This is a genomic window from Devosia equisanguinis (assembly GCF_900631955.1).
In the GTDB taxonomy this organism is placed as follows: Bacteria; Pseudomonadota; Alphaproteobacteria; order Rhizobiales; family Devosiaceae; genus Devosia; species Devosia equisanguinis.
Genome location: NZ_UZWD01000022.1, coordinates 56,571 through 81,254, shown reverse-complemented (window position 1 = coordinate 81,254; position 24,684 = coordinate 56,571). Strand labels below are relative to the sequence as shown.

General features: G+C 62.2%; 19 protein-coding genes and 1 tRNA gene. 9 read left to right on the top strand and 11 right to left on the bottom strand.

All coding sequences use genetic code 11. The features are described 5' to 3' along the window. Positions 1-7: 7 nt before the first annotated feature. The 7 genes from fliN to DEVEQU_RS07165 form a co-directional block, all read right to left on the bottom strand. Positions 8-352 (bottom strand): flagellar motor switch protein FliN, encoded by a 345-nt coding sequence (gene fliN, locus DEVEQU_RS07195; protein ID WP_126149903.1) that lies wholly within the window; start codon positions 350-352, stop codon positions 8-10. Then, positions 349-1,044, bottom strand: a complete 696-nt coding sequence (locus DEVEQU_RS07190; protein WP_126149902.1) for a FliH/SctL family protein — start codon at positions 1,042-1,044, stop codon at positions 349-351. The genes fliN and DEVEQU_RS07190 overlap by 4 nt, the downstream gene beginning before the upstream one ends. A 2-nt stretch (positions 1,045-1,046) precedes the next feature. Continuing rightward, positions 1,047-2,102: a flagellar motor switch protein FliG gene (fliG, locus tag DEVEQU_RS07185; RefSeq protein ID WP_386849559.1), complete on the bottom strand. Its 1,056-nt coding sequence runs from the start codon at positions 2,100-2,102 to the stop codon at positions 1,047-1,049. Positions 2,103-2,113: 11 nt separating this feature from the next. Next, positions 2,114-3,718 carry a flagellar basal-body MS-ring/collar protein FliF gene (fliF, locus tag DEVEQU_RS07180; RefSeq protein WP_223214135.1) on the bottom strand — a complete coding sequence of 535 codons (1,605 nt, stop codon included), beginning with the start codon at positions 3,716-3,718 and terminating at the stop codon, positions 2,114-2,116. Between the two features lie 686 nt (positions 3,719-4,404). Next, positions 4,405-4,683, bottom strand: a complete 279-nt coding sequence (sciP, locus tag DEVEQU_RS07175) for a CtrA inhibitor SciP (protein ID WP_035085775.1) — start codon at positions 4,681-4,683, stop codon at positions 4,405-4,407. 202 nt (positions 4,684-4,885) lie between these two features. Further along, positions 4,886-5,581, bottom strand: coding sequence for a flagellar hook assembly protein FlgD (locus tag DEVEQU_RS07170; protein WP_126149899.1), 696 nt, complete (start codon positions 5,579-5,581; stop codon positions 4,886-4,888). A 10-nt stretch (positions 5,582-5,591) separates the two neighbouring features. Further along, complete coding sequence (locus DEVEQU_RS07165) at positions 5,592-7,085, bottom strand: flagellar hook-length control protein FliK (protein WP_126149898.1); 1,494 nt, start codon at positions 7,083-7,085, stop codon at positions 5,592-5,594. A gap of 253 nt (positions 7,086-7,338) precedes the next feature. Here DEVEQU_RS07165 and mnmA point away from each other — a divergent pair, with 253 nt between their 5' ends. Beyond that, a complete protein-coding gene (gene mnmA, locus DEVEQU_RS07160) occupies positions 7,339-8,490 on the top strand; it encodes a tRNA 2-thiouridine(34) synthase MnmA (RefSeq protein WP_126149897.1) in 1,152 nt (383 codons plus the stop codon). A gap of 73 nt (positions 8,491-8,563) precedes the next feature. On the opposite strand, the gene DEVEQU_RS07155 is transcribed toward mnmA, so the two are convergent. Continuing rightward, complete coding sequence (locus DEVEQU_RS07155) at positions 8,564-8,749, bottom strand: hypothetical protein (protein WP_126149896.1); 186 nt, start codon at positions 8,747-8,749, stop codon at positions 8,564-8,566. 98 nt (positions 8,750-8,847) lie between these two features. Here DEVEQU_RS07155 and DEVEQU_RS07150 point away from each other — a divergent pair, with 98 nt between their 5' ends. Then, complete coding sequence (locus tag DEVEQU_RS07150) at positions 8,848-9,414, top strand: RNA polymerase sigma factor (RefSeq protein WP_223214134.1); 567 nt, start codon at positions 8,848-8,850, stop codon at positions 9,412-9,414. A gap of 197 nt (positions 9,415-9,611) precedes the next feature. Next, a complete protein-coding gene (locus tag DEVEQU_RS07145) occupies positions 9,612-11,453 on the top strand; it encodes a vWA domain-containing protein (RefSeq protein ID WP_223214133.1) in 1,842 nt (613 codons plus the stop codon). 124 nt (positions 11,454-11,577) lie between these two features. Here DEVEQU_RS07145 and DEVEQU_RS07140 read toward each other — a convergent pair whose 3' ends face one another. Next, entirely contained in the window at positions 11,578-12,528 is a 951-nt protein-coding gene (locus DEVEQU_RS07140; RefSeq protein WP_126149894.1) for a ring-cleaving dioxygenase, read from the bottom strand. Positions 12,529-12,669: 141 nt separating this feature from the next. After that, a complete protein-coding gene (locus DEVEQU_RS07135; protein WP_126149893.1) occupies positions 12,670-15,837 on the bottom strand; it encodes an AsmA family protein in 3,168 nt (1,055 codons plus the stop codon). A gap of 243 nt (positions 15,838-16,080) precedes the next feature. Between DEVEQU_RS07135 and DEVEQU_RS07130 the strand changes: the two genes are divergently transcribed. The 5 genes from DEVEQU_RS07130 (at position 16,081) to DEVEQU_RS07110 (ending at position 22,155) form a co-directional block, all read left to right on the top strand. After that, complete coding sequence (locus tag DEVEQU_RS07130; protein ID WP_223214132.1) at positions 16,081-17,328, top strand: putative DNA modification/repair radical SAM protein; 1,248 nt, start codon at positions 16,081-16,083, stop codon at positions 17,326-17,328. Then, positions 17,328-18,791, top strand: coding sequence for a UdgX family uracil-DNA binding protein (locus DEVEQU_RS07125; RefSeq protein ID WP_126149892.1), 1,464 nt, complete (start codon positions 17,328-17,330; stop codon positions 18,789-18,791). The genes DEVEQU_RS07130 and DEVEQU_RS07125 overlap by 1 nt, the downstream gene beginning before the upstream one ends. 61 nt (positions 18,792-18,852) lie before the next feature. Continuing rightward, positions 18,853-18,929 (top strand) — tRNA-Met (locus DEVEQU_RS07120). Positions 18,930-19,024: 95 nt separating this feature from the next. Then, positions 19,025-20,074: a LacI family DNA-binding transcriptional regulator gene (locus tag DEVEQU_RS07115; protein WP_223214143.1), complete on the top strand. Its 1,050-nt coding sequence runs from the start codon at positions 19,025-19,027 to the stop codon at positions 20,072-20,074. 176 nt (positions 20,075-20,250) lie between these two features. Further along, positions 20,251-22,155, top strand: coding sequence for a glycoside hydrolase family 127 protein (locus tag DEVEQU_RS07110; protein ID WP_126149890.1), 1,905 nt, complete (start codon positions 20,251-20,253; stop codon positions 22,153-22,155). A gap of 65 nt (positions 22,156-22,220) precedes the next feature. Here the strand turns inward: DEVEQU_RS07110 and DEVEQU_RS07105 are convergent, their stop codons facing one another. Further along, positions 22,221-23,414 carry an ROK family transcriptional regulator gene (locus DEVEQU_RS07105; protein ID WP_126149889.1) on the bottom strand — a complete coding sequence of 398 codons (1,194 nt, stop codon included), beginning with the start codon at positions 23,412-23,414 and terminating at the stop codon, positions 22,221-22,223. Positions 23,415-23,599: 185 nt separating this feature from the next. Here DEVEQU_RS07105 and DEVEQU_RS07100 point away from each other — a divergent pair, with 185 nt between their 5' ends. After that, positions 23,600-24,613, top strand: a complete 1,014-nt coding sequence (locus DEVEQU_RS07100; protein WP_386849556.1) for a sugar ABC transporter substrate-binding protein — start codon at positions 23,600-23,602, stop codon at positions 24,611-24,613. Positions 24,614-24,684 lie beyond the last annotated feature (71 nt).

Genomic DNA, 24,684 nt, shown 5'->3' with positions numbered 1-24,684 from the left:
CGTTCCCTTATTGAGGCTTGATGATTTCGGTCATGGTGACGCCGAGCCGGTCTTCGACCAGCACGATTTCACCCCTGGCCACCAGGCGATCATTGATGAAGATTTCGACGGCTTCGCCGACCTGACGGTCGAGTTCGATCACCGTGCCGGTATCGAGCCGGAGCAGGTTGGAGACCGGCATCTTGGTACGGCCCAGCACGACCGAGACGCGCACCGGAACATCGAACACGGCTTCGAGGTCGGCAGCGGTCCGCTCGATATGGAGGTCCATTTCTTTTTCGCGCGCCTCGGGTGCAGCCATCTCATCGAGGCTAAAGGCGTCTGCGCTGATATCGGGTTCGGGTTCGCTCATGCACCATGCTCCATGGCTTTGTCGGTCTGGCCGTGTGCGGCGAGATAGGCGGCTATGTGTCGATCGATCTGGGCAGAGGTGGCGGCAATGTCGCGCACGAGGCCGCCATCGACCCATTCCAGGCGCCCATCGCCCAGGCGGATTTCGGGGTCGCCCATGACCACCAGGCGCCCGGCAAAACCGGAGGTGGTCATCTGCGCGGTGGCGGCTTCGCGCACCATGTCGGCCAGATCAGGATGGCAGCGGATCACCAGGTGCGGCACGCCATCAAGGCTTTCGAGGCACTCGGCGATCAGCGCCTGCAATTCGGTCAGGGGGTGGCGGGCGACCAGATGCAGGGCCAGCTTGCGACCGACACTGGCTGCCAGTTCGATGGCCTCGAGCTTGTTGGCGGCAATGGCGTGGTCGAGCGCTGCGCTCATCTGCGCGGTCTTGGTCGCGATGGTGCCGGCCGCTGCGGCGATGGTCTGGGCAGCCAGAGCTTCGGCCTGCTGGCCGCCTGCTGCCAGGCCTTCCGCGTAGGCTTCTTCGCGCGCAGCCTGCACCAGTTGGGCCACGACATCTTCAGGAATGCCGGCCGGCAATGGGGGCGGCGCCGGCTCGGAGGCCTGATGGGACGGTTCTGCGCGCAGCACGCGGGTGGCACGGGGTTCAAGGTCGAGATCGAAGGTGAAGCGGGCGAGGCTGACCATGGCTAGGCCACCATCTGGTCGTCGGACTTGGTCTTGAGGATGATGATCTCACCCTTGGCGGCCAGGTCCTTGGCAGTTGCGACCATGCGCGTTTGGGCCTCGTCGACGTCTTTGAGACGGACCGGGCCCATATCGCCCATTTCGTCCTGCAGCATCTTGGCGGCGCGGCCCGACATGTTGTTGAAGAAGAATTCCTTGACCCCGTCGCTGGCGCCCTTGAGGCCAAGAGCCAGGTCGCGCTTGTCGAGGCGCGACAGCAGGGTCTGGATGGCGGAGGCATCGAGTCGGCCCAGATCTTCGAAGGTGAACATCAGCGCCTTGATGCGCTCGGCATCCTCTCGGTTCATCTCCTCGAGATTGGTGATGAAGCGCGCTTCGGTCTGGCGATCGAAGGAGTTGAAGATTTCGGCCATCTGTTCGTGGCTGTCGCGCCGCTTGGCGTGGTTGAGCGTCGACATGAACTCGGTGCGCAAGGTCATCTCGATCTTTTCGAGAATTTCCTTCTGTACCGGGTCGAGGCCCAGCATGCGCTGCACCACGTCCATTGCCAGCTCCTCGGGCAGGGCGGCGAGCACCTGGGAGGCGTGGGCGGTATCGATCTTGGAGAGCACCACGGCGATGGTTTGCGGGTATTCGTTCTTGAGATAGGCCGCCAGCACGTCGGCCTGCACATTGGCGAGCTTTTCCCACATGTTACGGCCGGCGGGGCCGCGGATTTCTTCCATGATGGCGTTGACGCGATCCTGCGGCAGGAAGCTCAGCAGCAGCCGTTCGGTGGAGTCGGTATTGCCGGCCAGCGAGCCGTTGGATGAAATGGTGGTCACGAACTCGACCATCAGGTCGTCGAGCATTTTCTGGGTGATGGGACCCAGGCGCGACATGGCGCGGGAAAGCTGGCGGATTTCGATCTCGTCCAGTTCCTGGAAGATGGGCCGGCCATAATCCGGGCCAAGGGCGAGCAGCAGCACGGCGGCCTTCTCGTCGCCACGCAGCACACGCTCCTCGGCGCTGCCGCCGACCTGTAGCTTGCCACCGCCATTGTTGGATTGGGAAATCATGGCCATGGCTGTTACGCAGCGCTCCCCAACCAGTCACGGACGATGAGGGCGGCCTGCTGTGGGTTCTCTTCCACGAGCGAACCAACGGTTTTGAGCGTCTGCAATTGGGTTTCGCCCATCGACTTGGCATTGGCGACCCAATCAGGAGTCTTGTCGCCCGGCTCCGGCGGCTCTTCGATGGCCGCGAGATCCTTGCCGACCACTTGGCCGTCGGCGGTCAGAACGCCGTTATGAGCGAGATCAGCGGCCTGCGGCAAGGCCAGCGGCGGCTGCTCGGGGGTGATGACTTTCTTGAGCAGCGGACGCATGACGAAGAAGACCAGAGCCAGCGCGATCAGCAGGGTCACGGCCATTTCGGCGCCGTTCATGATGTCATCACGGGTGAAGTCGAACAGGCCTGCATCGGCATTGGTGCCATCGCTGCCCAGGCTCGGGCGCTCTGCAAACTGCATATTGACCACTTCGACGCTGTCGCCGCGCTCCACGGAATAGCCGACGGCGGAGCGCACCAGGGTCTGGATCTGGGTGATCTCGTCGGCGCTGCGCGGGGTATAGACAAGATTGCCCTGGCCGTCGTCGGCATAGGCGCCATCGACCACCACGGCAACGGACAGTCGCTTGATGGAGCCGGCTTCGGTGACGGCGGTCTGGGTGGTCTTGGAAATCTCGAAATTGACGATTTCTTCGGTGGAGCTGCCCTGTTCGGTCGCGCCACCATTTGCGGCCGCTGGGCTGGCACCGGGCAGTTCGTTGGCAACGGTGACCTGGCCGTTATTGGCACCGGCCACGTTCTGCTGTTCGCGGGTCTGGGTCGAGCGGACCACCTGGCCTTCGGGATCGAAGGTTTCCTGCGTGGTGGTGGACCGATTGAAATCGAGCTCGGCGGTTACCTCGACGCGCGCCCGACCCATGCCCACCACATTGGCCAGCATGTCCTCGACGCGGGTGCGCAGACGGTTCTCGAAGCCCAGTGTCCGCTCGGCGGCCTGGCCGGAGATCAAACCGGCCTCGTCCTGTTCTGTCCCAGAAGCCAGCAGATTGCCCTGATCGTCGACGATGGACACGCGGCCGGGGGACAGGCCCTCGATGGCGGAGGCAACCATATGCTGGATGGCGCGAATTTCGCCGGCGCTCAATTCGCCACGCACGCCCAGAACGATGGAGGCCGACGGGTCCTTGCGCTCGCGGCGAAACAATTCGCGTTCGGGCAGCACCAGATGCACACGCGCGCTCTTGATGCGGTTCAGCGAGGAGATGGTGCGGGCCAATTCGCCTTCGAGCGCGCGGACATTGTTGATGTTTTGCACGAAGCTGGTGGCGCCCAGTGTCGACTGCTGGTCGAAGATTTCATAACCGACCTGGCCACGCGTCGGCAGGCCCTTGCCGGCCAGCTGCATGCGCAGGGTGGTGATCTGGTCGCGTGGTACAAGGATGGTGTCGCCTTCGCCGCGCAGTTCATAGGCAACGTTGGAGGTCTGGAGCTCGCTGATGATCGAGGACGAATCTTCGAGGCTGAGGCCGGAATAGAGCGGTGCGAGATTGGGGGTCTGGGCCCGCAAAATCAGGAAGGCGAAAAAGCCGAGCATCAGCACCGCCACCATGGCCATTGCGGCCATTCGCGGCAGTCCGATCCGGTTAATAAGGTTGGTTAGACTTTCCACGCCGCCACTCGATGCCTTCCAGCGCGACCATCGGAGCTCCCGTCGACCGCTGGGCAAAAATTACCTACCGGATGGTAAATAAGTTATTAACCAGCTGTTGCAGCTTGCGAAATTGGGCAGAAAATGCCGGGTTAAGGTGCAGATTTGGTGAATGAAATACGGCCTGTAAGGGGCCAGGTGACCGCAGTCGACGTCCGCAATGCCGTTCAAGCACCAGGGGAACTGGGTAGCGCCCATGAGCGCGAGAATTGTTCCTGCCCGTAAAGCACCCCAGGTTGCCGACCGCCTGACGCTTAATCCCAAGGCTGATGGCGGAAGACTTTGTCCTTTGGCGTTAACGGATTTTGGGAAACCGGGCGGTTCGAATGGAGATTTTGACGCGCACATCGCTGTAGACGCCGGCTGGCGTCTGAATCGGCGATTTCGCGTTCTCGCTGATGCCGCTTCTGCCTGGCGGCAAAGCTGATTATGCTGGCAGCCTGGAATTATTGTCGGGGGATGCGCAGCATTCCGCTGGAGCGAGATGGGTGCGACCGGGGACGCCCTGCCCCCATTTCGACGCGTTCAAGCCCGCCGGGCGGACCCGACGGGCTTTAGTTCGTGGCATGAGCCGCCGTGGCGCTTGGTGATCGGAAGTCCGATCAGCCTTCGCGGTAGTGCTGAATCCAGGTGGTTCTCAAACCAGCCAGACCGTGCTTGTCGATCGCTGCCTGCCAATTCAGAAACTCGTCAACGCTCAAAGTGTAGCGTTCGCAGGCTTCTTCAAGGCTGAGCAGGCCGCCGCGCACTGCAGCAACAACTTCGGCTTTACGCCGAATGACCCAACGGCGGGTATTGGCGGGAGGCAGGTCGGCGATCGTCAGCGGACTGCCATCCGGCCCAATAACGTACTTTACGCGTGGACGCATCTGTACGGTCATTTTACTCTCTACTCAACCTGACCATATGTAGGCAAGAGTAGGGCAGCGGCCTTAAAATACCCCTAAGGGGAAACTTACAACAGGTTAAGAAAGCTATTCTGTTTCAAGCAATTGAAACAAAGCCAGCCGGACTTGGTTGGGGTCCGGCTGGGGAGAGATTGGGCGCTTGCTGAGGGTCGACGGACGGGGGCGAAAGTTCGCTTCAATCGTCCGTATCGTTGGTGGCGGGCGTGGTGGTAGCTGCCACCAGGCTGACATCGGTGACATCCTTGAGCGCGACCTTGTAGCGGCCCACCGTAAGCACCGGCTCGCTGCCGGAGAAGTCGACAGCCGTGACCACGCCGACGGAGGCAGTGGATACCTTGACCGGGTTGCCCGAGAGATTGGTGCCGACGATCTCCAGACTGTAAAGGCCTTCGGGATATTGCGTGCCGTCACTGCCGACGCCATCCCAGACGAAAGAGCCGGGTCCGGCATTGAGCGAGCCCTGCTGGGTGTAAACCACATTGCCTGCCGCATTTTTGATGGTGACCGAGGCATTGGCGACCTGGGCCGAGGCATTGTAGTTCCAGCCGGCGCTGCCGCCCTTGAGTTCGGAGGTCTTGCCGGAGGCCGAAACCTGCTTGCCGATATAGGATACGGTATCGGAGCGCGAGGCGTTCTGCGTGTTGAGCAGCAGCGCCTCGAGGAACTGGTTGGTCTTGAGCTGCTGCTCCACGCCGGTGAACTGCACCAGTTGCTGGGTAAACTGGTTGGTATCCAACGGATCCAGAGGGTTCTGGTTCTTCAGTTGGGTGGTGAGAATGCTGAGAAAGGTGTCGAAGTTCTGCGCAATGGTCGAGCGCGACCCTGCTAGGGTCGATGCACCATTGCTGCCGGAAACGCCACTGACGGCCATGAACGCCTCCTCAGGCTATGATGTTGAGACCGCTGGCCTGGAGGGCCCCACGGTAGAGATTGACGGCGGGCAGGGCTTCTTCGGGCTCATCGCTGCGGACTGCGCCGTCAGCGTCGCCATGGTGGGCGCCATCCTGCCGCCCATCGCCTGGCTGTCCACCGGCAAACGGGTTCTGCTTCAGCGAAAATTCAAGATTGGTCTTGCTGCTGTCGAGACCCGCCTGCTGCAGCGCCTGTTGCAAGGCGCGCTGATCACGCTGCATCAGGTCGAGGGTCTCGGATTTCTCGACGGTCAGCCGCGCAAGCACCTGGCCGCCCTTGTCGATTTCCAGCCGCACGTCGATGCGCCCAAGCTCGGGTGGGTCGAGGCGGATCTGGAAGCGCGTATTGCCGTCGCCGACCTGGCGGGCCATTTCGAAGGCGATCTGCGGCAGATTGAGCTGCTGCTGGCTGGTCTGGTAGCCGGTCTGGATGATGCGCGGGTTGGCGGCGGCATCAAGGCGGATGGTTTCCTGCTGGCCCGGCTGGGACGGAGCCGCATTGCCGGATGCGTCGATGGCCGGAGGCGGCGTCGCATGCGTGTCGCGTCGTGCTGCGTGAGAAGGACGATCTTCATTGAGTTTGTCACCGTCTGTCGTATCCGAAGCAGCGGCTGCTGATGCACTTGCTTCAAGCTTTGGCTTGGGCTCGGTCGTCGTCTCGGCCTGAACGGGCGCCTCCGAGGATTTGTCTATAGCTGGCTTGCCAGTGAGTGCAACTTCCGGCAGCTTCAGCTCCGGGGTCGCCAGTTTTGGCTCATCGGGGACTGTCGTGGCGGTTAGGCGCTGAAGGGCGGCTTCGAGGTTCGGATCCATAGCCTTGGTGGCGTCGAAACCGGCCTTGGCCAGAAGGTCGGGTGGGACATCCTCGCTCTGCAGTTGGGTGAGCAGTGCTCCAAGTTTATCTTGCAGGCCCGCCAGGCGCTGGGCGATCTCGGGCGTGGCATCGGGCTGGGCGAGCTGGTTCATCATCTGCACCAGGCCAGCCATCGGTCCGTCTGCTGCGCTCAGGTCTTGCTGCTGCAGCTGCGCTGAGAGGTCGATGCCGAGCATGGCGGCCAGGTCCTGCAGCGCCGTCTCTACCTGGTCGATGAGTGCTGGATCGATGGGCTGGCCGGCGTCGAGACTTGTCTTGATAGCCGACAGTGCATTGACCAGCGCCACCATCTCCTTGGGCGCCTCGGCGGTTTCCGTGTCCTTTTCGGTGTCATTGGTAACAGGGGCAGCGTCGTCCGATTTGGCGCTGTGCAGGTCACGGCGCGGTGTCGACCGATCGATGGTCACCTCGATCTGTGACTGGCTACTGCGCTCGGTGCGGTGGGCGGCGTTGTCCTGCGGCGGGCTCGAGCGTTCCAGTATCGAGCGGAAGGAGCTGCCATTGAGCTCGACCTTGGCAGTTGTCTTGCCCAAGGCTTTGTCGGCAATGGCACCGATTGCTGCCCCCAGAAGATTTGTTGCCGATGCCATGTGCGATCCCCGCGCAAAGTCGTATCCGGAAGAGACAATGCAATTGCCTTGCCAGTCGGTGTTTTGCAGGGAAAATCAACGAAAACAATATGTTAGATGGAGCCTGAATAGCAGCGACGCTTGGGCCTCTAGGTTGGAAAGGCCCATAGACCGGCAAGAGCTGCCGGGTGTGAATGGACAGAGGGCGCCGTCCGGCGTAAAAGGCCGCCCACAGTTTCCGCTGGCCCTTGAACCCAACCGGAACGAAGGAAAGATGCTGAACTCGCTTGATATTGCCAAGCGCCCGGAGGACACGCGCGTCGTCGTCGCCATGTCCGGAGGCGTGGATTCGTCGGTTGTTGCCGGTTTGCTGGCTCGAGAGGGCTATGACGTCGTCGGCGTGACGCTGCAGCTTTACGATCATGGCGAAGCCATTCACCGCAAGGGCGCATGCTGCGCCGGGCAAGATATCCATGACGCCCGTCGCGTGGCCGCCAAGCTGGGGATTCCCCATTACGTGCTCGACTATGAAGAGCGCTTCAAAAACGCCGTCATCGAGCCCTTCGCCAATGCCTATCAGCAGGGTGAAACACCGGTGCCCTGCATTGCCTGCAACCAGTCGGTCAAGTTTGTCGATCTGATGCAGGTGGCGCAGGATCTGGGGGCTGACGTGTTGGCTACCGGCCATTATGTGCAGACCCGGCTCGGCGAGGATGGACGACGCCACCTCTTCCGGCCCGTCGACAGCGATCGCGACCAGTCCTATTTCCTCTTTGCCACAACCCAGGCGCAGCTGGATTTCCTGCGCTTTCCTTTGGGTGGCATGAGCAAGGCGGCGGTGCGTGAATTGGCGCGGGAATTCGGGCTCGAGATTGCCGAAAAGCATGATAGCCAGGACATCTGCTTCGTGCCGCAGGGCAAATATGCCGATATCATCGCCAAGATACATCCCGAAGCCATGGCCAAGGGCGAGATCGTGCATCTGGATGGGCGCGTCCTCGGCGAGCACAATGGCATCGTCAATTACACGATCGGCCAGCGCAAGGGGCTCGGCGTTGCTGCCGGAGAGCCGCTTTACGTGGTCAAGCTCGACCATCGCAGCGGCCGCGTCATCGTTGGCCCGCGCGAAGCGCTGAGGACCCATACGGTGCGGTTGCGCGATGTGAACTGGCTGGGCGGTCTGCCGCTGGCGGAAGCCAGCGCCGGCAATGGCGCGCCGGTCGAGGTCAAGGTGCGCTCGACGCGCGGTCCGCAGCCAGCGGTGATCCAGATGCGCGACGGCGCGGTTTATGTCACTCTGGTCTCAGGCGAATACGGCATTTCGCCGGGCCAGGCCTGTGTGTTCTACGCCGACGACGGCACGACCAGCGAAGTGCTGGGCGGCGGGTTCATTGCCGAGGCGGTGCCCCAGGCCCTGGTGGCTTAGAACAGTCCCGCTGAGGACATTGCTTTGCACGATCCATCTTCTCCCGGCAGCGGGAGAAGGCAAAAGCGCCAGGTCAGTTCCCGCTCAACTGCTCTGCCGTTGGTTCCTTGGCGGCATTGGCTGCTTCCTTGAGCGCGTTGTAGGAGCCGAGGCCACCCATCATCATCGAGATGGTGATCACAAGCACCAAGGCGCCCATGCCGAGCAGGAAAATGCGGGTGCGGTTGAGGCCGAAGGGCCCCGGTTTGTCGTCGCTCATGCTGGCGCCTTCGCAAATCGAAAGAATCTCTGCAACGCCCCAAAGGATTTCTCCGGCTGCGTCGTCTTACGCTCTAGAATAGCGCGGAGAGGCAGCGAGTGCATGCTGAGATAATGGGACTGACCGCCGCACCCCCCACTGATTTTGCCACGCTTGTCCAAGCGCTGGTGGCGCGTGCCCGCAATGGCGACCCAGATGCCTTTGCCGAGCTGGTCGAGGGGCAGTATGACGCGATCTTTCGCACCGCCTGGCGCTGGTGCGGCAATCGGCATGATGCCGAAGACATCGCCCAGGAGGTCTGCGTCAAACTTGGCCAGGCCATTGCCGGGTTCGATGGGCGCAGCGCCTTCTCGTCCTGGGTCTATCGCATCACGCTCAACGCCGTGCGCGACTGGCAAAGGGCAGGCAAGAGGCGCGGCAGGAATGTCGATGCCTATGCTGAGATTTCTCCTGTCGAGCAAGCTGCCGACCAAGAGCAGGCAGCCACCAATAGCCAACTCTGGGAGGCGGTGCGCCGCCTGCCGGAGAAACAGCGCGATGCGGTGCTGCTCGTCTATGCCGAGGAACTCACCCACGCTGAAGCTGCCGATATCATGGGCATCAAGGAGGCGACCGTATCCTTCCATGTGCATGAGGCCCGCAAGACACTGAGGGTTCTGCTATGAGCCATCCCCACGATCCCTTCGACACCCTCAAAGGCGCGGCCCCTGCGCCGAGCAGCGCTGCCCGCAGCAAAGCCGTTCTGGCTGCCCGCGCTGCCTTTGAAGCAGAACAGGCGAAAAAAACCGCGCCGATGCCCAAAGGAAATCCGGCGGGTGGCCGTCTCATGTCCATCTTCACTTCCCTGAGAAGGATTTCGATCATGGATATGCGTTTGCCGATCGGTACTGCTGCCATTGCACTGTTGATGCTGCCCTTGGGGCTGCAACTTTACAATTCGACTGCGCTGACGCCCACTGGTGGCGATGTGGTTCCCCTGGAGGCGCCCAAAGAGAGCCAACCGGTAAAGCCTGACGCCACGCCCGATGCGGACCGCTCTGTGGTTGTGCCGCAGCCGGCCGAGGAAGTTGCAGTGCAGACCGATGCTTTGACAGAAGTGGCGCCTGTCGCGCCCAGCGTCGCGCCTGTGCCAATGGCCGAGATGGCGCCGCCGCCCGCGCCGAGCCCGATGTTGACGCAGCGCATGGCGGCCAATCCGACGCTGATGCAGCAGTCCATGGCGCCGGCAGGTGCTCAGTTGACCGACAGCTATAATGCCATGCCTCCAAGCCAGGCCGGCATGCCCAGCGGTGACAGCTTCGAGGCCTTTGAGGAGCAGCGGCTGAAGGTGGCCGCTGAAGAGCCGGTCTCGACCTTCTCGCTTGATGTGGATACGGCCAGCTATGCCTATGTGCGACGCATGCTCGAGGATGGCTATGTGCCCGAGCGCGATGCCGTGCGGATCGAAGAGCTGATCAACTATTTCCCCTATGATTATCCCGCCGCCGAAAGCGCCGAGGTGCCGTTCCGCCCGACAATCGCGGTGTTCCCGACGCCCTGGAACGCCAAGACGCAATTGTTGGAGATCGGCATCAAGGGGTTTGAGCCGGTGCTGGCCGACACCAAGAGCAATCTGGTGTTCCTCATCGACACGTCCGGCTCCATGGACTCCCCCGACAAGCTGCCGCTGCTGAAACGGGCCTTTGGCCTGCTGCTGGACCAGCTTTCGGACAATGATACGGTTTCGATCGTCACCTATGCCGGTTCGGCCGGTGTGGCGCTGGAGCCGACCTCGGCGGCGGAGAAAGCCAAGATCATGGCTGCCCTCGACCAGCTCGCGGCCGGCGGCAGCACGGCGGGCGCGCAGGGGATCGAGCTGGCCTATCGGTTGGCCGAGCAGGCCAGGATCGACGGCGGCACCAACCGCGTGATCCTGGCCACCGATGGCGATTTCAATGTCGGCATCGATGACCCCGACGTGCTCAAGGACTTCATCGCCGACAAGCGCGGCAGCGGCATAAGCCTCTCGGTGTTGGGCTTTGGACGCGGCAATCTCGATGACGCGACCATGCAGGCCCTGGCACAGAACGGCAATGGCAATGCCAGCTATATCTCAAGCTTTGCCGAGGCCAAGAAAGTGCTGGTCGAGGAGATCGGCGGCACCCTCCACACCATCGCCAAGGATGTGAAGGTGCAGGTCGAGTTCAATCCGGCGGTGGTCTCGGAATACCGGCTGATCGGGTATGAAACCCGCCACCTCAACCGCGAGGATTTCAACAATGATGCCGTCGATGCCGGCGATGTCGGGGCTGGGACAACGGTCACGGCGCTTTACGAAATCACCCCGGTTGGCGCTGGGCAGGTCGATCCCTTGCGCTATGGGAGCACTGAGAGCCCTCAGGGCAGCGATGAGATCGCCTTCCTCAAGATGCGCTACAAGATGCCCGATAGCGCGGTGAGCCAGTTGATCGAAGTGCCTGTCACGGCCGATCTGGTCTATGGGGATATTGCCGATGCGGGCGTCAATGCCCAATTTGCCGCGGCGGTGGCCGCCTTTGGCCAGAAGATCAAGTCGAGCGCCTATGGCTCGGCCATGAGTTGGGCGGAGATCAAGGCTCTCGCCCAGGCCGGGCGTGGCGTGGATGACGGCGGCTATCGAGCAGAGTTCATCCGGCTGGTCGACATGGCGGCCTTGTTGAAGCCGGACAACACGACTTCGCGCTGAGCGAGTTTGAAGCATCCCCGTCACCGACTCGGCTTTGCCGAGCTACCTCTCCCCGAGGTGGAGAGGAATGGGGGCCGAGCGTGAGAAATGCGCCGGATGGGGGGTGCCCCATCCGGCGCCAGTGTTACACCAGTGGCTTCAACCCCGCTTCGATCTGGGCGCGCTGACCTTCGAGAAAGGGCGGCAGGCTCAGCGTTTCGCCCAGGCTTTCCATCGGTTCGTCCGCCGCAAAGCCGGGAACGTCGGTGGCGATTTCGAACAGGATGCCGTTCGGCTCGCGGAAATAGAGCGAGGTGAAATAGAAGCGTTCCACTTCGCCCGAGGAACGAATGCCAAAACTGTTCACGCGCTCGATCCATTCGCGCAGGCTGTCCTGATCCGGGGTGCGGAAGGCGACGTGATGCACACCACCGGCACCCGGCCGGGCGCGGGGCAGGCTAGGGTCGACCGACACATGCAGTTCGGCCGTCGGACCGCCCGGGCCCATTTCATAGACAAAGACTTCGCCGCTGCGCTCGCGTGCCGGATAGTGTCGGACCTGCCGCATATTCATGACGCGGGTCAGCATGGCATCGGTGGGTTCGAGCTTGGGCACCGAGAGGGTGATCGGACCAAGACCGATGATCTGCTTGTCTGATGGAACCGGCGACTTGGCCCAAGGGATCACCGTGTTCTTGCCATCGACCACCAGCCGGAAGCGCTGGCCTTCGAAATCCTCGAAGTCGAGCGAGGTGTGGCCAAACCGTTCCTTGATGCCGGAGGTCGAGACCTGGTTGGCTTCCAGATGCTCCTTCCACCATTTCAGCGTCTCTTCGCTGTCGACGCGCAATCCGGTGCGGCCCACGGTGTGGTTGCCGCGCTGCTCGCGCAGGGTGTTGAAATCAAAAAAGGTCAGGTCCGCGCCTGGCGAGGCAACACCGTCGCCATAGAAGAGGTGGTAGGCCGAGGTGTCATCCTGGTTCACGGTCTTCTTGATCAGGCGCATACCCAGGGTCTGGGTGTAGAATTGCAGGTTCTTAGGCGCGTCGGCGGTCACGGCCGTCAGGTGGTGGATGCCGCCAAGTTCGAGTGTCATTTGCATGTCTCCTCATGCGGCGCCGATGCGCCGTGTTCGAGAGGGAATGTATGAGCCCCGAGCGGCGTTGCAAAGAATGCCAATCGCAACGGATTGGTGTCGATTATTGAACGATTGACACTCTTTCACTGCTGTATGGGGTCAGAAACCGAGCTGGTTAAAGAGGCCCTGCAATGGATCATCGCCGGTTGTCGCAGTCCCATCCGGCGGCTGGGTCTGTTGCGGGGCGATGAGGTCAATAACCTGCTGCGTCGGTGTTGCCGACGGGGCGGCGGGCGTTGGTTGCGGCTGACTGGGGAAGGACGGCAACGGTGATGGGCCCCGGGGATCGGGGCGGGGCAGGGGGACATTCGCCGTCGCCGCTGCAGGCGCGCTGACGTCCGTTGTCGTCGGCTGCTGTTGAGGCGCTGCCGTGGGCGGTGCAAGGCCCGGAAATTGCTGGCCGAGCGCATTGCCGATCACCGAATTGAGCGCATTCTGCCCGTCCGGCGTAGCGCCTTGATTGGTGGACTGTCCCTGATTGCCGAGCATTTGGCCAATGGCATCGTTCAAGACTGTATTGCCCAAGGCACCGGTATCGGTGCCGAGCGTCGTGCCCAGCCCCTCGATCAGTCCAGAGGCATTGCCGGCGAGATCGCCCACGCCACCGCCCAATTGGGTCAGTGCCTGCAGGGCACGGCTTGGATCGGCGAGCAGGCTGGAGAGGTCGGGATAGATGCGCGGCCCCGATAGCGGGCCCGTGATCATGATCGGCATGCCCAGCCCCGAGACGTCGAAATCCCCGCCCTGACCATCGAGGGAGGCGACGACGCGCGGATCGAGCCGCATGTCGATGGTCTGGGCGGCAAGATCGACACTTCCCGACCCGCTCATGCGAATGAAGGGGCCGAGCACGCGAATATCCTCGGCGCGCGCCACGCCATTGGTGATGGTGACCGGGATCGAGAGTTCGGAAAATTCCGTGCGGGCATTGGCGTCCTGCGCATAGCCTACCCCGATAAGCGAACGGACATTGCGCACGAGCCCGGCCACGTCGATGCCGCGGATGGCGCCATCGGACACGACAAGGCTCATCGGGCCATTGAGCGACTTGGCGAAAGCCTGGCTGTCGCTTCCGGTTCCTGACACTTGCATGCTGGCCCTGAGGCGGCCTTCGAGATGTTCGAAGCCTGCGGCGTCGCGCAAGAGAGGCAGGGATTGCACATTGTCCATAGCTGCGACCACGGCCAGTGCCGGCGTTGCGCCGGCACCATTGGCGGTGATCTCGGCGGAGATGACGCCCTCGTAGAACCCGGCTTGCGGCACACTCAGCTTGGCAACGCCGTCGACCACACTCAGTTTGGCAGTGGCTGGTCCCATCCTGACCTTGCCATAGCCCAGCTGGTTGGCCTCAAGGGAAATGTCGGCATTGAACAGGCGCAATACGGTCAGGTCGATCGGGGCGGGGCCGCTCGATGCCGCCGCCTGGGCGCTGCCACCGCCAGCCAGCAACGCGCCGAAATCCAGCGTATCGACCGAAAGGTTGGCGATTATGCTGGGCTTGCCGGCCATGGCCAGAGACAGCGAGCCCTTGGCCGCGATGTCGTCGAGCTGGATGGTGGAGTTGGCGACTGCAAACTGGCTGCCATCAACCGAGACACCGCCCGAGAAGGCAAAGCGCCCAAGTGGTGTCGCAATGGACTGCCCAACCCAGCCCAGAGCGCGCGTCAGCGACGGAGCGGATATATCGGCTTTGCCCGAAAGCTGGCCGGCCGGGCTGACCGTGCCGGAGAAACCGGCATTGAGCGGCCCGGATTTGAGATCGAGCGTGATGATGCCGGTTTTGCCCCAAAGCACATCAGTCGCGGTGAAGGCGGTGGAAAAATCCACCTTCTCGCCATTCCAGATTGCCGAGCCGGTGACGGACATCGGCTTCAACATGTCTTCAATGGCAATGCTGGCCGCCAGGGCGTCGACGGTGCCGGCGTTCTGGCCGGCAATGCTTGCAAGCTGGGGGATGGCAACCCGGCCCTGGGCGACGGACGCCTTGCCGCGCAAATTGAGCGAGTTGCGGATGGAGACGGCGTCCATACCCTTGAAGGCATATTGCAACTCGGACGACAGCGCGCCGGTCAGCGGCGCATCCTGGCCGGCAAGCGCCAGGAGTTGCTGGATATCGATGGATGTAAGGTTGAGCGAGCCGCTGGAAACGGTGGGCATATTGTTGGCGTCGAGCGCCATGCTGGCGACGAGGCTGCCGCCCGCGATGCTGGTGGAATCGACGGTTGCGATCAGACGGCCATCGTCCAGCTTGGCGGACAGAACGATATCGCGGGCAGTGGCGTCGCCCACCGAGACCGCTTCGGCATAAAGCTCGATATCGGCATTCAGCGCCTTGAGCGGCGAGAGATCGAGCGCGGCTGGCGCCGTGGCGGTTATTGCGGCGGCGTCGGCGGGGGGCGGGGCGAAGTCGGCATAGGCGAGGCTACCGGCCTTGATCCGGGCGACGACGAAGGGTCGCTCTCCCGGCACATAGTTGGCGTCGAGCAGCATTTTCTGCCCGATGCTGGCGATTTCACCGCCAGCGATGCGATAGCTGCCGTCCTCGGCCAATTGGATGCTGCCCGAGGCACTTATGTCGGCCAGCGCCGGGTGCGGCGGATGGTCGGTCTTGGCGGAGAGAGAGAAGTGCGCCGGTTGGCGCGACAGCAGATCACGCAGCGAGCCGATCTCGGCACCGAATTCGATATGGTCGGTGCCGACCAGGGCCGACACCGAGAGCGAAGCCGGCGCGGCAATGCCGGGGATGGAAAGGCGCATATCGATGTCGCTGGCCATCGGCGTCAGCACACCGTTGCGGCTGGTGGTCACCTCGCCATCGGAGATGGTGATGTGGTCGATAGAGACATTTTCGAGGTAACCCGCGACAAGGCGGAATATATCGTCCGATTGGGTGGTAGCGGGGCTGGCCTCGGTGGCGGCCGTACTTTCAGCGATCTGGATGCGTGGGTTTCTGAGCTCGATGCCCGTGATCTGAATCTGGCCGGTGAACAGCGCCCAAAGGCCCACCGAAGCCACGGAACGTTGGGACGTTACTTCAAAAGCGCCGTCGCCGCTGGAATAGCCGAAATCTTCGACCACCACGCCGAAATCAGGCAAAATCGAAAAATGGATGGGGCCATTCAGCGCGATACGGGCGCCGGAAACCCGGGACAGCTGATCGGAGAGCGCCGTCCTGAGCCCGGCAGAATTGACCGCGATGGGCGCCAGAAACACCAGGCCTGCCAGTGCCGCGAGACAGATTGCCCCGATCAAAATGGCTTTTCTCATGCTCTGCCTCCGGCGTTGAGCGGGCGGGACGAGCCCCGCTCACTCATTCATGCGAATCATGACCAAGCCTTTGCTTAGGGCCAGTTGAGCATCCAACTCGTTAACCATGTTTTGCTGGCCGAGTTTCGCCAGCAAAGCATGGGCGGCTTCGACGCTTAGGGGCATCGGACATCACAAATCGGCGCAGCGTGTCTTTTTGAAATGCCAAGGCAAGGTTTTCCCTCTATTCATCCGGAACAAAGGATGAACACCATGGTTGCCCTGACGCTTACCCGTAAACTTGCCATTCTGGCCGATGCTGCCAAATATGACGCATCCTGTGCCTCCTCTGGCAGTGAGAAGCGCAACTCTGCCGGAACCAAGGGGATTGGCTCCACCGAGGGTAGTGGCATCTGTCATTCCTATGCGCCGGATGGGCGCTGCATCAGCCTGCTCAAGCTGCTGCTGACCAATTTCTGCATCTATGATTGCGCTTATTGCATCAATCGCTCCTCATCCAATGTGCAGCGTGCCCGGTTTAGCGTCGAGGAGGTGGTGCGGCTGACGCTGGATTTTTACCGACGCAATTATATCGAGGGGCTGTTCCTGTCCTCAGGGATCATCAAATCGCCCGACCATACGATGGAAGAGATGATCCGCGTGGCGCGGACGTTGCGAGAGACGCATCTGTTTGCGGGCTATATCCACCTCAAGGTCATTCCCAATGCCGCGCCGGAGCTGTTGACCGAGGCCGGGCGATGGGCTGATCGACTCTCCACCAATATCGAATTGCCAACCGACTCGGCGTTGGAGAGCTTTGCGCCGGAAAAGCGCCCTTCCGAAATCCGCACCGCCATGGCTCGGTTGCGTGGCAAGCTCGACGAGGCGGCGCCCGAGAAGAAACAGGCACGGGCCAAGAAGGCGAAATTTGCGCCCGCGGGGCAATCGACGCAGATGATCGTCGGTGCCGATGGCGCCAATGATGCCGCGATCCTGACACGTGCGGCGGGGCTCTATTCCGGCTATCAGCTCAAGCGCGTCTACTACTCCGCCTTTTCGCCCATTCCCGATGCATCCTCGCGTCTGCCCTTGAAGCCGCCGCCACTGATGCGAGAACATCGGCTCTATCAGGCCGATTGGTTGATCCGCTTTTACGGTTTCGATGTGCCCGAAATCGTGGCGGGAGGCGAGGGTGGCGATCTCGATCTGGTCATCGATCCGAAATTGGCCTGGGCTTTGAAGCACCGCCAGAGTTTTCCGGTGGACGTCAATCGCGCCGACCGAGAACTGCTGCTGCGAGTACCCGGCCTTGGTATCAATGCGGTCAATCGCATCGTTGCTTCTCGCCGCCACCATCGCCTGCGGCTCGATGATGTGGCGCGGCTGACTGCGTCGATCGAAAAGGTGCGCCCCTTCATCGCCGCTGCCGATTGGTCACCCGGCGGGCTCACCGACGACGCCAAGCTGCGCCAGAAACTGGCGCCGCCGCCCGAGCAATTGGTGTTGTTCTGATGTATCGCGTCCGGCTTGAGCGCCCCAATGATCTCGGGGAATGGCGTAGCCACGCCCGGCGCCTCCTCGCGGCAGGTGTCGCGCCGGAAGATGTGGTCTGGCAACAGGGCGACGCGGTGGGGGAACTGTTCGGTGACGACGCGTTGCCGGCGGTGGCCGAAGGTGCGGTGGGGACGGTGCCACGGGGCTTTATCGAGCTGGCTTCCTCGGTGTTACAGCATGCTGAGCCCGAGCGGTTTGCGCTGCTCTACCGCCTGCTCTGGCGACTGCAGTCAGCACCGCAATTGCTGGCCGATGCCGCTGATCGGGATATCAGCGCCCTGTCCCGCATGGCGTCGGCAGTGCGTCGCGATGCCCACAAGATGAAGGCTTTCGTGCGCTTCCGCGAACTGCGCAACGATGCCGGCGCCGAGCGTTTCGTCGCCTGGTTCGAGCCCGATCACTATGTGCTGGAGGCAACCGCACCATTTTTCGCCCGGCGTTTTGCCGGCATGCATTGGGGCATTGTCACACCCTATGCCAGCGCCTGGTGGGATACCGACAGGCTCGCTTTCGGGCCGGGTGGCACGAAGACTGACGTGCCGGCCGAAGATGCGGTCGAAGAGGATTGGAAGACCTATTATGCCTCGATTTTCAACCCGGCCCGGCTCAAGGTCGCGATGATGAAGAGCGAAATGCCGGTGAAATATTGGCGCAACCTTCCCGAAGCGGCGCTCATTGAACCTCTCGTCCGCAACGCCAAGGCGATGGAGGAGGAGATGATCGCCCGCGCCGCCACCCAGCCGCCTGCCCGACACCTGCGCCGCAAGCTCGAAACTGTCGAGCCGGTGGATAGTGTGCATTCGCTGGGCGATGCTGGGGCAGCCGTCCAGGCATGCAAGCGTTGCCCACTTTATGAACATGCCACCCAGGCGGTGTTCGGCCAAGGTCCGGAGCGTGCCGAGGTGATGTTTGTCGGCGAACAGCCCGGCGACCAGGAGGATTTGCAGGGCAGGCCGTTTGTGGGCCCGGCGGGTCAGGTGCTCGACGAGGTCATCGAAAAAGTCGGGATCGATCGCAACAAGGTTTATGTCACCAATGCCGTAAAGCACTTCAAGTTCGAGCCGCGCGGCAAGCGGCGCATTCACCAGCGCCCGGACGGTGGGGAAGTGCAGGCCTGCAAATTCTGGCTCAATCTCGAGCGAGACTTTGTGCGGCCCAAGGTGATCGTGGCATTGGGCGCCACTGCGGCGCAGAGCCTGCTGGGCAAGGCCAGCGTCACCATCAGCAAGATGCGCGGCCAGCCCATGACTTTGCCGGATGGCTCCGTTCTCTTTATCACCAATCACCCTTCCTATCTCCTGCGCATCCCAGACGTGGAAAGTCGCCAGCGCGAACGTGCCAAGTTCGAAGCCGATCTCGCCGTGGTGCGCGAGATGATCGAAGCGCTGGAAAATTCGGCTCGCGCCGTGCATGGCGCTTGACACGGCAAGGCGCATAAACTTAGTAAGGCCCGCATCGGTCGTCAGATCGACAAGCCCTTGGGGCGGAGTAGCTCAGTTGGTTAGAGCAGCGGAATCATAATCCGTGTGTCGGGGGTTCAAATCCCTCCTCCGCTACCAGTCTTTTCCAGAACATTGCTGTCACGGGTCGGCCGTCTTGGCACGGTTGCTTGTTGCCCCATTCGATCGGGCACATCTGCCAACCATTGACGGAAGTGGAGAAAAGCTTTACCCAAAATGAGAAAAGGTTTTCTCAAGTGGCTTTGTCTCCTGCTCGGGTGCGGATTTATGAAGTGGCGCAGGCCGCAGGGGTCAGTATTGCGACCGCTTCGAAGGCATTGAACGATACCGGCCGCATGGCGGAGGAAACGCGGCAGCGCGTTCGCCAAGTGGCGGCGGAGCTGGGTTTTCGGCCCAATGCCATGGCGCGGGCGCTTTTGAGCAAGCGCAGTTTTACGATCGGGCTTTTGACCAATGACACCTATGGGCGTTTTACGCTGCCGCTGATGGCGGGCGTGTCGGAAGCACTGGTGGATGAGGGAGTCTCGGTGTTTTTGTGCACGATCGAGGACGATCCCCAATTGGCGCGCGTTCATGTCGATGCGCTGCTCGACAAACAGGTCGATGGCATTATCGCCTCGGGCAAAAGAATCGATCGGCGCCTGCAGGTGGATCTGACCAATCTCAGTATCCCGGTGGTTTATGCCTTCACCGAAGGACCTGATGATGCGGTGCGTTTGGTCTCGGACGATGCGCAGGGTGCGCGCGAGGCGGTGCAGTGGCTGCGTGGTCTGGGCCGTCGGCGCATTGTGCATGTGACGGGGCCGGGCAGCTTCGCTTCCGTGCAGGAGCGGACAGGGGCTTTTCGCGAGGTCGTTGGGCCCGATGGCCAGGTGCTGTTTGGAAACTGGTCCGAGGCTTGGGGGCATGAGGCGGTCCGGCGCCTGTGGCAAGCCAGCGCCAGCCAGCCGGACGCGATATTTTGCGGCAATGACCAGATTGCCCGAGGCGTCTGCGATGCGCTGCGCGAGCGGGGCGTCAGCGTGCCCGCGGAGGTTTCCGTGGTCGGATTCGACAATTGGGAGATCGTGGCAGCGGCGACACGCCCGCCTTTGACCACGGTCGACATGAATCTCAAGCAGCTGGGGCGGGAGGCTGGGCGGCTGGTCCTGGCGCTGGCGCGCGGGGAGGCGGTGACGCCCGGCCTGCGCAAGCTGGCCTGCCAGTTGGTGGTGCGCCAATCCTGCGGCGGCGGCGTCACGTAGATGAAATTGGCCTTATTGAGGCTTGGCCCGAGGGAGGACTGGACGATGATCGTGTCCAATGCGGCGCCGCCTTGAGGCCGCCTTTTTGAACGCTGCCGCCAATCCCGATCGCACTGCGCCCCGCATTTTTGCTTGCGCTCGTATGCGTTGAATTTTCGCCTTTATGAGTGACCGTCATGACCAAGCGCCAATTTAGACCGCTTCCCGTGCCTTCCGTCAGTGTTTCCGGCTATTGGGGCGACTGGCAGGACGCGGTGTGCGACCATACCGCCGCCATTCTTCTCGATCGTTGCGTCGAGGCCGGGATGATCGAGCAGATCAATCCGGAGGCGCCGAGCCCGGGAATCGTCATTCCCATCATCCATTGGCTGGGCACGCCGCAGATGTTCTGGGACAGCGATCTGGGCAAGAGCATCGAGACCATTGCCTATTCGCTCTATCGCAAGCCCAATCCCGCGCTCGAGGCGAGGGCCGATGCCATCATCGACATGTATGCGCGTCTGCAAGACGCGGATGGCTATCTCAATTCCTTCTTCCAGCGCATCCGTCCCGAATGGAGATGGACCAATCTGCGCGATTTTCACGAGCTATATTGCGCCGGCCACATGATCGAGGGGGCGGTGGCCTATTATCAGGCGACCGGAAAGCGCAAATTTCTCGACGTCATGTGCCGTATGGCCGATTACTGCGTGCGTAAATTCGGGCGCGGCCCGGGGCAGATGCGCGGCTATTGCGGCCATGAGGAGATCGAATTGGCGCTGGTGCGGCTGGCTCGTGTCACCGGCAACCAGGACTATATGGAGCTTGCCAAGTTCTTCATTGATGAGCGGGGTCAGGCGCCCAACTTCTTCGTTGAAGAGGCTATTGCGCACAATCGCAGCCCCGGCGGCGTGCAGAAAAAGACCTTCGAATACAATCAGTCCCATCTTCCGGTCCGCGAGCAAACCAAGGTGGTCGGCCATGCGGTGCGGGCGATGTATCTCTATTCGGCGATGGCCGACCTGGCCACCGAATACAATGACGACACGTTGACCGGAGCGCTGGAAACGCTCTGGGCGGATCTCACGCGCAAGCAGATGTATGTGACTGGCGGCATCGGCCCGGCGGAAGCCAATGAAGGCTTTACCGACTATTACGACCTGCCCAATGACAGCGCCTATGCCGAAACCTGCGCTTCGGTGGGCCTGGTGTTCTGGGCCTCGCGCATGCTGGGGCGGCGTCCGGATCGCGAATATGCCGATATCATGGAGCAGGCGCTCTATAATGGGGCCATCACTGGCCTGTCGACCGACGGCAAGACCTTCTTTTACGACAATCCGCTTGAAAGCACCGGCAAGCACCACCGCTGGACCTGGCATGCCTGTCCCTGTTGCCCACCCAATATTGCGCGGCTCGTGACTTCCCTCGGCTCCTATATCTATGGGGTCGCCGATGACGAGATTGCCGTCCATCTCTATGCGCAAAGCGAGGCGCGGGTGGAGCTGGCCAATGGCGCCAGGTTCACGCTGCGGCAGGAAACCGATTATCCCTGGAGCGGCGATGTCGCCATCAGCGTTTCCCCGGAGCAATCTGCGCGTTTCGCCGTGTCGCTGCGTATTCCAGCCTGGGCGCGTGGAGCGACACTCAGCCTTAACGGAATGCAGGTGCCGCTTGAGGCTCTGGAGGGCGGTTACATAAGGCTGGAGCGGGATTGGGCTCCGGGCGACCGCCTGGCCCTGTCATTGCCGCTCGAACCCCGGGCGGTGCGGGCGCATCCCAAGGTTCGGCAGGATGCCGGGCGAACGGCGATCATGCGCGGTCCGCTGGTCTATTGCCTCGAAGGCGTCGACAATGGGGCCGGGCTCAATTCCATTCTGCTCAAGACGGGGCTGGGTGCAGCGCAGACGGCGCCGGTGCCGGATCTGCGCGGGGCGATCGCCATCGAGCTGCCTGTACTGCGCGAACTGGCCGAGGAATGGGGCGATGCGCTCTATGCCGACCGGGCGCCCGCCGTTCGGGAAGATACGGCGCGGCTGGTGCCCTACCACCTTTGGGACAACCGGGCGCCGGGGGAAATGCTGGTCTGGATGCGTCAGGCCTGATGCGGACCTGTTAGTGGCGCGCGCTATCGAGGTCGCCCGCTGGGCGGCCTCCTTGTGTTGAGGGGCTATTGCCAGCGCGTGGCGCCGTTCATGAAATAGCGCTCGAAGAGCGGGCTGGTGGCGGCGCCGATGGCGCGGGCATTGAAGCCCACCGTGCCGGCCTCGATCCGCGGCGCGATCAGACCGCGGATGTCCTGGTTGACGAGATAGCGCCGCGTGCGTTCCACCAGTTCGTGCTTGATCGTATCGGGGAAGGCGCCGTCGATCAGAATGGCTTCGAAATCGATAACCGCGCAGACCGAGAGACTGGCGCGCGCCAGCTCCTGGGCGGTGCGGCCGATCCAGGGTTCGACGAAGCGCGAGAAGCGGCTCCAGTCCTGTGGCAGGTCCCATAATTCCTGCGGATCGTGGCCATGTTCGAGGAGGCGCGCTTCGAGCAGGTGGATCGAGGCGGTGTCGATCAATTGCTGGCTTTCGCCCTGCGGGCCAAAACTGCGCAGCGATCCCAGCGCCCCGGCATTGCCCTTGTGGCCCTGGTAGACGGCGTGATTGAGCACGATGCCGCCACCAATAAAGGCACCGATGAAGAAGTAGGCGTAGTCCTGGAACTCCTTGCCCCGGCCATAGACGTGCTCGGCCTGGCAACCGGCGGTTGCGTCGTTGACGACGCTGACCGGTAGATCGGTGATCCCAGCCAGTTCTCGGGCGAAGTCCATATCCTTCCAGGCGGCGAACGCTTGAGAGGGAGCGCCGACCAGTTCGTTCCAGCGCCAGAGCTCGAAGGGTACGCCGATACCGATGCCGCAGACACGCTGCCGGTCACGGGCCGAGCATTGGGCGAGGATGGTTTCAATGCCCTGCTTGAGGAAGGCGAAGATCGGTTCGGGCAGAGGATATTTGTACGTGATCTGCAGTTGTTGGCGGACGACGCCGCGGAAGTCGGCGAGCAGCAATACGGCGCTGCGGCGGCCGATCTTGCAGCCGAGGGACAAAACCCCGCCATCAGCCAGGCTCATCGGGATCGATGGCTTGCCAACCTTGCCCTTGACGGGCTTGCCGCGCGACAACAGGCCCTCCGCTTCCATCTCGCGCAGAATGATCGAGACGGTCTGCGGCGAGAGGTTGGCCAGGCGTGCGAGATCGCTGCCGGCCATGGCGCCATGGCGTTGCAGAAGCGTCAAAAGCAGGCGTTCGTTGTGATCACGAACTCCACTTTGGTTCACACCGGTACTGACGGTTCTGATGATTGCCGAACTCATGGCCGGCACCATAGTGGGTGGCATGAGGAAGCGGAAGATGGGTACAATCGAATAAATAAATAAAAGTGATTTACATATTGACGGGCGGTTTGGAACTCGCCACGATAACAGGGTGAAAGCACACACAACCGGTCCAAGTCGCGTGGAGGAGCCGCTGCGGCGGGATCGGAAAAGGGAGAACCATCGTGAAGAAGCTGCTGATTGGCACGGCCGTGTGCCTTGCCGCAATGTCGTCCGCCGCGCTCGCTCAGGACGTCACCGCCTGCCTCATCACTAAGACCGATACCAACCCATTCTTCGTCAAGATGAAGGAAGGCGCCGAAGCCAAGGCTGCAGAACTGGGCGTGACCCTCAAGGCCTATGCCGGCAAGGTCGACGGCGACCATGAAACGCAGGTCGCGGCCATCGAAACCTGTATCGCCGATGGCGCCAAGGGTATTTTGATCACTGCCTCTGACACCTCGGCCATCGTACAGTCGGTGCAGCAGGCCCGTGATGCCGGTCTTGTCGTTATCGCGCTTGATACCCCGCTCACCCCGACCGACGCGGCCGACGCCACCTTTGCCACCGACAACTTCGTGGCCGGCGAGCTGATCGGCAAATGGGCGGCCGGCAAGCTGGGCGCCGATGCCGCCAACGCCAAGATCGCCATGCTCAATCTGGGTATCAGCCAGCCTACAGTCGACGTGCTGCGCAATCAGGGCTTCCTCCAGGGCTTCGGTATCGAACTGGGCGATCCCAACAAGTGGGGTGACGAGACCGATCCGCGCATTGTCGGGCAGGACGTGACCGCTGGTAACGAGGAAGGCGGCCGCAAGGCCATGGAGAACCTCCTGACCAAGGATCCGGCTATCAACGTCGTCTACACGATCAACGAGCCCTCCGCCGCCGGTGCCTATGAGGCGCTGAAATCCTTCGGCCGTGAAAAGGACGTGCTGATCGTTTCCGTCGACGGCGGCTGCCCGGGCGTGGCCAATGTGAAGGATGGCGTCATCGGTGCCACCTCTCAGCAATATCCGCTGCAGATGGCCGCTCTCGGCGTCGAGGCAATCAAGGCCTGGGCTGATGGCGGCACCAAGCCGACCCCGACCGAAGGCAAGGACTTCTTCGATACCGGCGTGACGCTGGTGACCGACGAGCCGGTGGCTGGTCTCGACTCCATCGACACCACCAAGGGTGCCGAACTCTGCTGGGGCTGATCGGCCTTTTCGTCTATACTGATGGCAGGGTCGGGCACGTACCCGACCCTGCCATCGATTGGGAACCGGGG

Coding starts and splice junctions, on each gene's coding strand:
- sciP (WP_035085775.1), bottom strand. CDS start 4,683: ATGACCGTACAGATGCGTCCACGCGTAAAGTACGTTATTGGGCCGGAT.
- DEVEQU_RS07135 (WP_126149893.1), bottom strand. CDS start 15,837: ATGAGAAAAGCCATTTTGATCGGGGCAATCTGTCTCGCGGCACTGGCA.
- DEVEQU_RS07110 (WP_126149890.1), top strand. CDS start 20,251: ATGACCAAGCGCCAATTTAGACCGCTTCCCGTGCCTTCCGTCAGTGTT.
- DEVEQU_RS07145 (WP_223214133.1), top strand. CDS start 9,612: ATGGATATGCGTTTGCCGATCGGTACTGCTGCCATTGCACTGTTGATG.
- DEVEQU_RS07125 (WP_126149892.1), top strand. CDS start 17,328: ATGTATCGCGTCCGGCTTGAGCGCCCCAATGATCTCGGGGAATGGCGT.
- fliG (WP_386849559.1), bottom strand. CDS start 2,102: ATGATTTCCCAATCCAACAATGGCGGTGGCAAGCTACAGGTCGGCGGC.
- DEVEQU_RS07155 (WP_126149896.1), bottom strand. CDS start 8,749: ATGAGCGACGACAAACCGGGGCCCTTCGGCCTCAACCGCACCCGCATT.
- fliN (WP_126149903.1), bottom strand. CDS start 352: ATGAGCGAACCCGAACCCGATATCAGCGCAGACGCCTTTAGCCTCGAT.
- DEVEQU_RS07140 (WP_126149894.1), bottom strand. CDS start 12,528: ATGACACTCGAACTTGGCGGCATCCACCACCTGACGGCCGTGACCGCC.
- fliF (WP_223214135.1), bottom strand. CDS start 3,718: ATGGCCGCAATGGCCATGGTGGCGGTGCTGATGCTCGGCTTTTTCGCC.
- DEVEQU_RS07130 (WP_223214132.1), top strand. CDS start 16,081: ATGAACACCATGGTTGCCCTGACGCTTACCCGTAAACTTGCCATTCTG.
- DEVEQU_RS07190 (WP_126149902.1), bottom strand. CDS start 1,044: ATGGTCAGCCTCGCCCGCTTCACCTTCGATCTCGACCTTGAACCCCGT.
- DEVEQU_RS07170 (WP_126149899.1), bottom strand. CDS start 5,581: ATGGCCGTCAGTGGCGTTTCCGGCAGCAATGGTGCATCGACCCTAGCA.
- DEVEQU_RS07165 (WP_126149898.1), bottom strand. CDS start 7,085: ATGGCATCGGCAACAAATCTTCTGGGGGCAGCAATCGGTGCCATTGCC.
- mnmA (WP_126149897.1), top strand. CDS start 7,339: ATGCTGAACTCGCTTGATATTGCCAAGCGCCCGGAGGACACGCGCGTC.
- DEVEQU_RS07105 (WP_126149889.1), bottom strand. CDS start 23,414: ATGAGTTCGGCAATCATCAGAACCGTCAGTACCGGTGTGAACCAAAGT.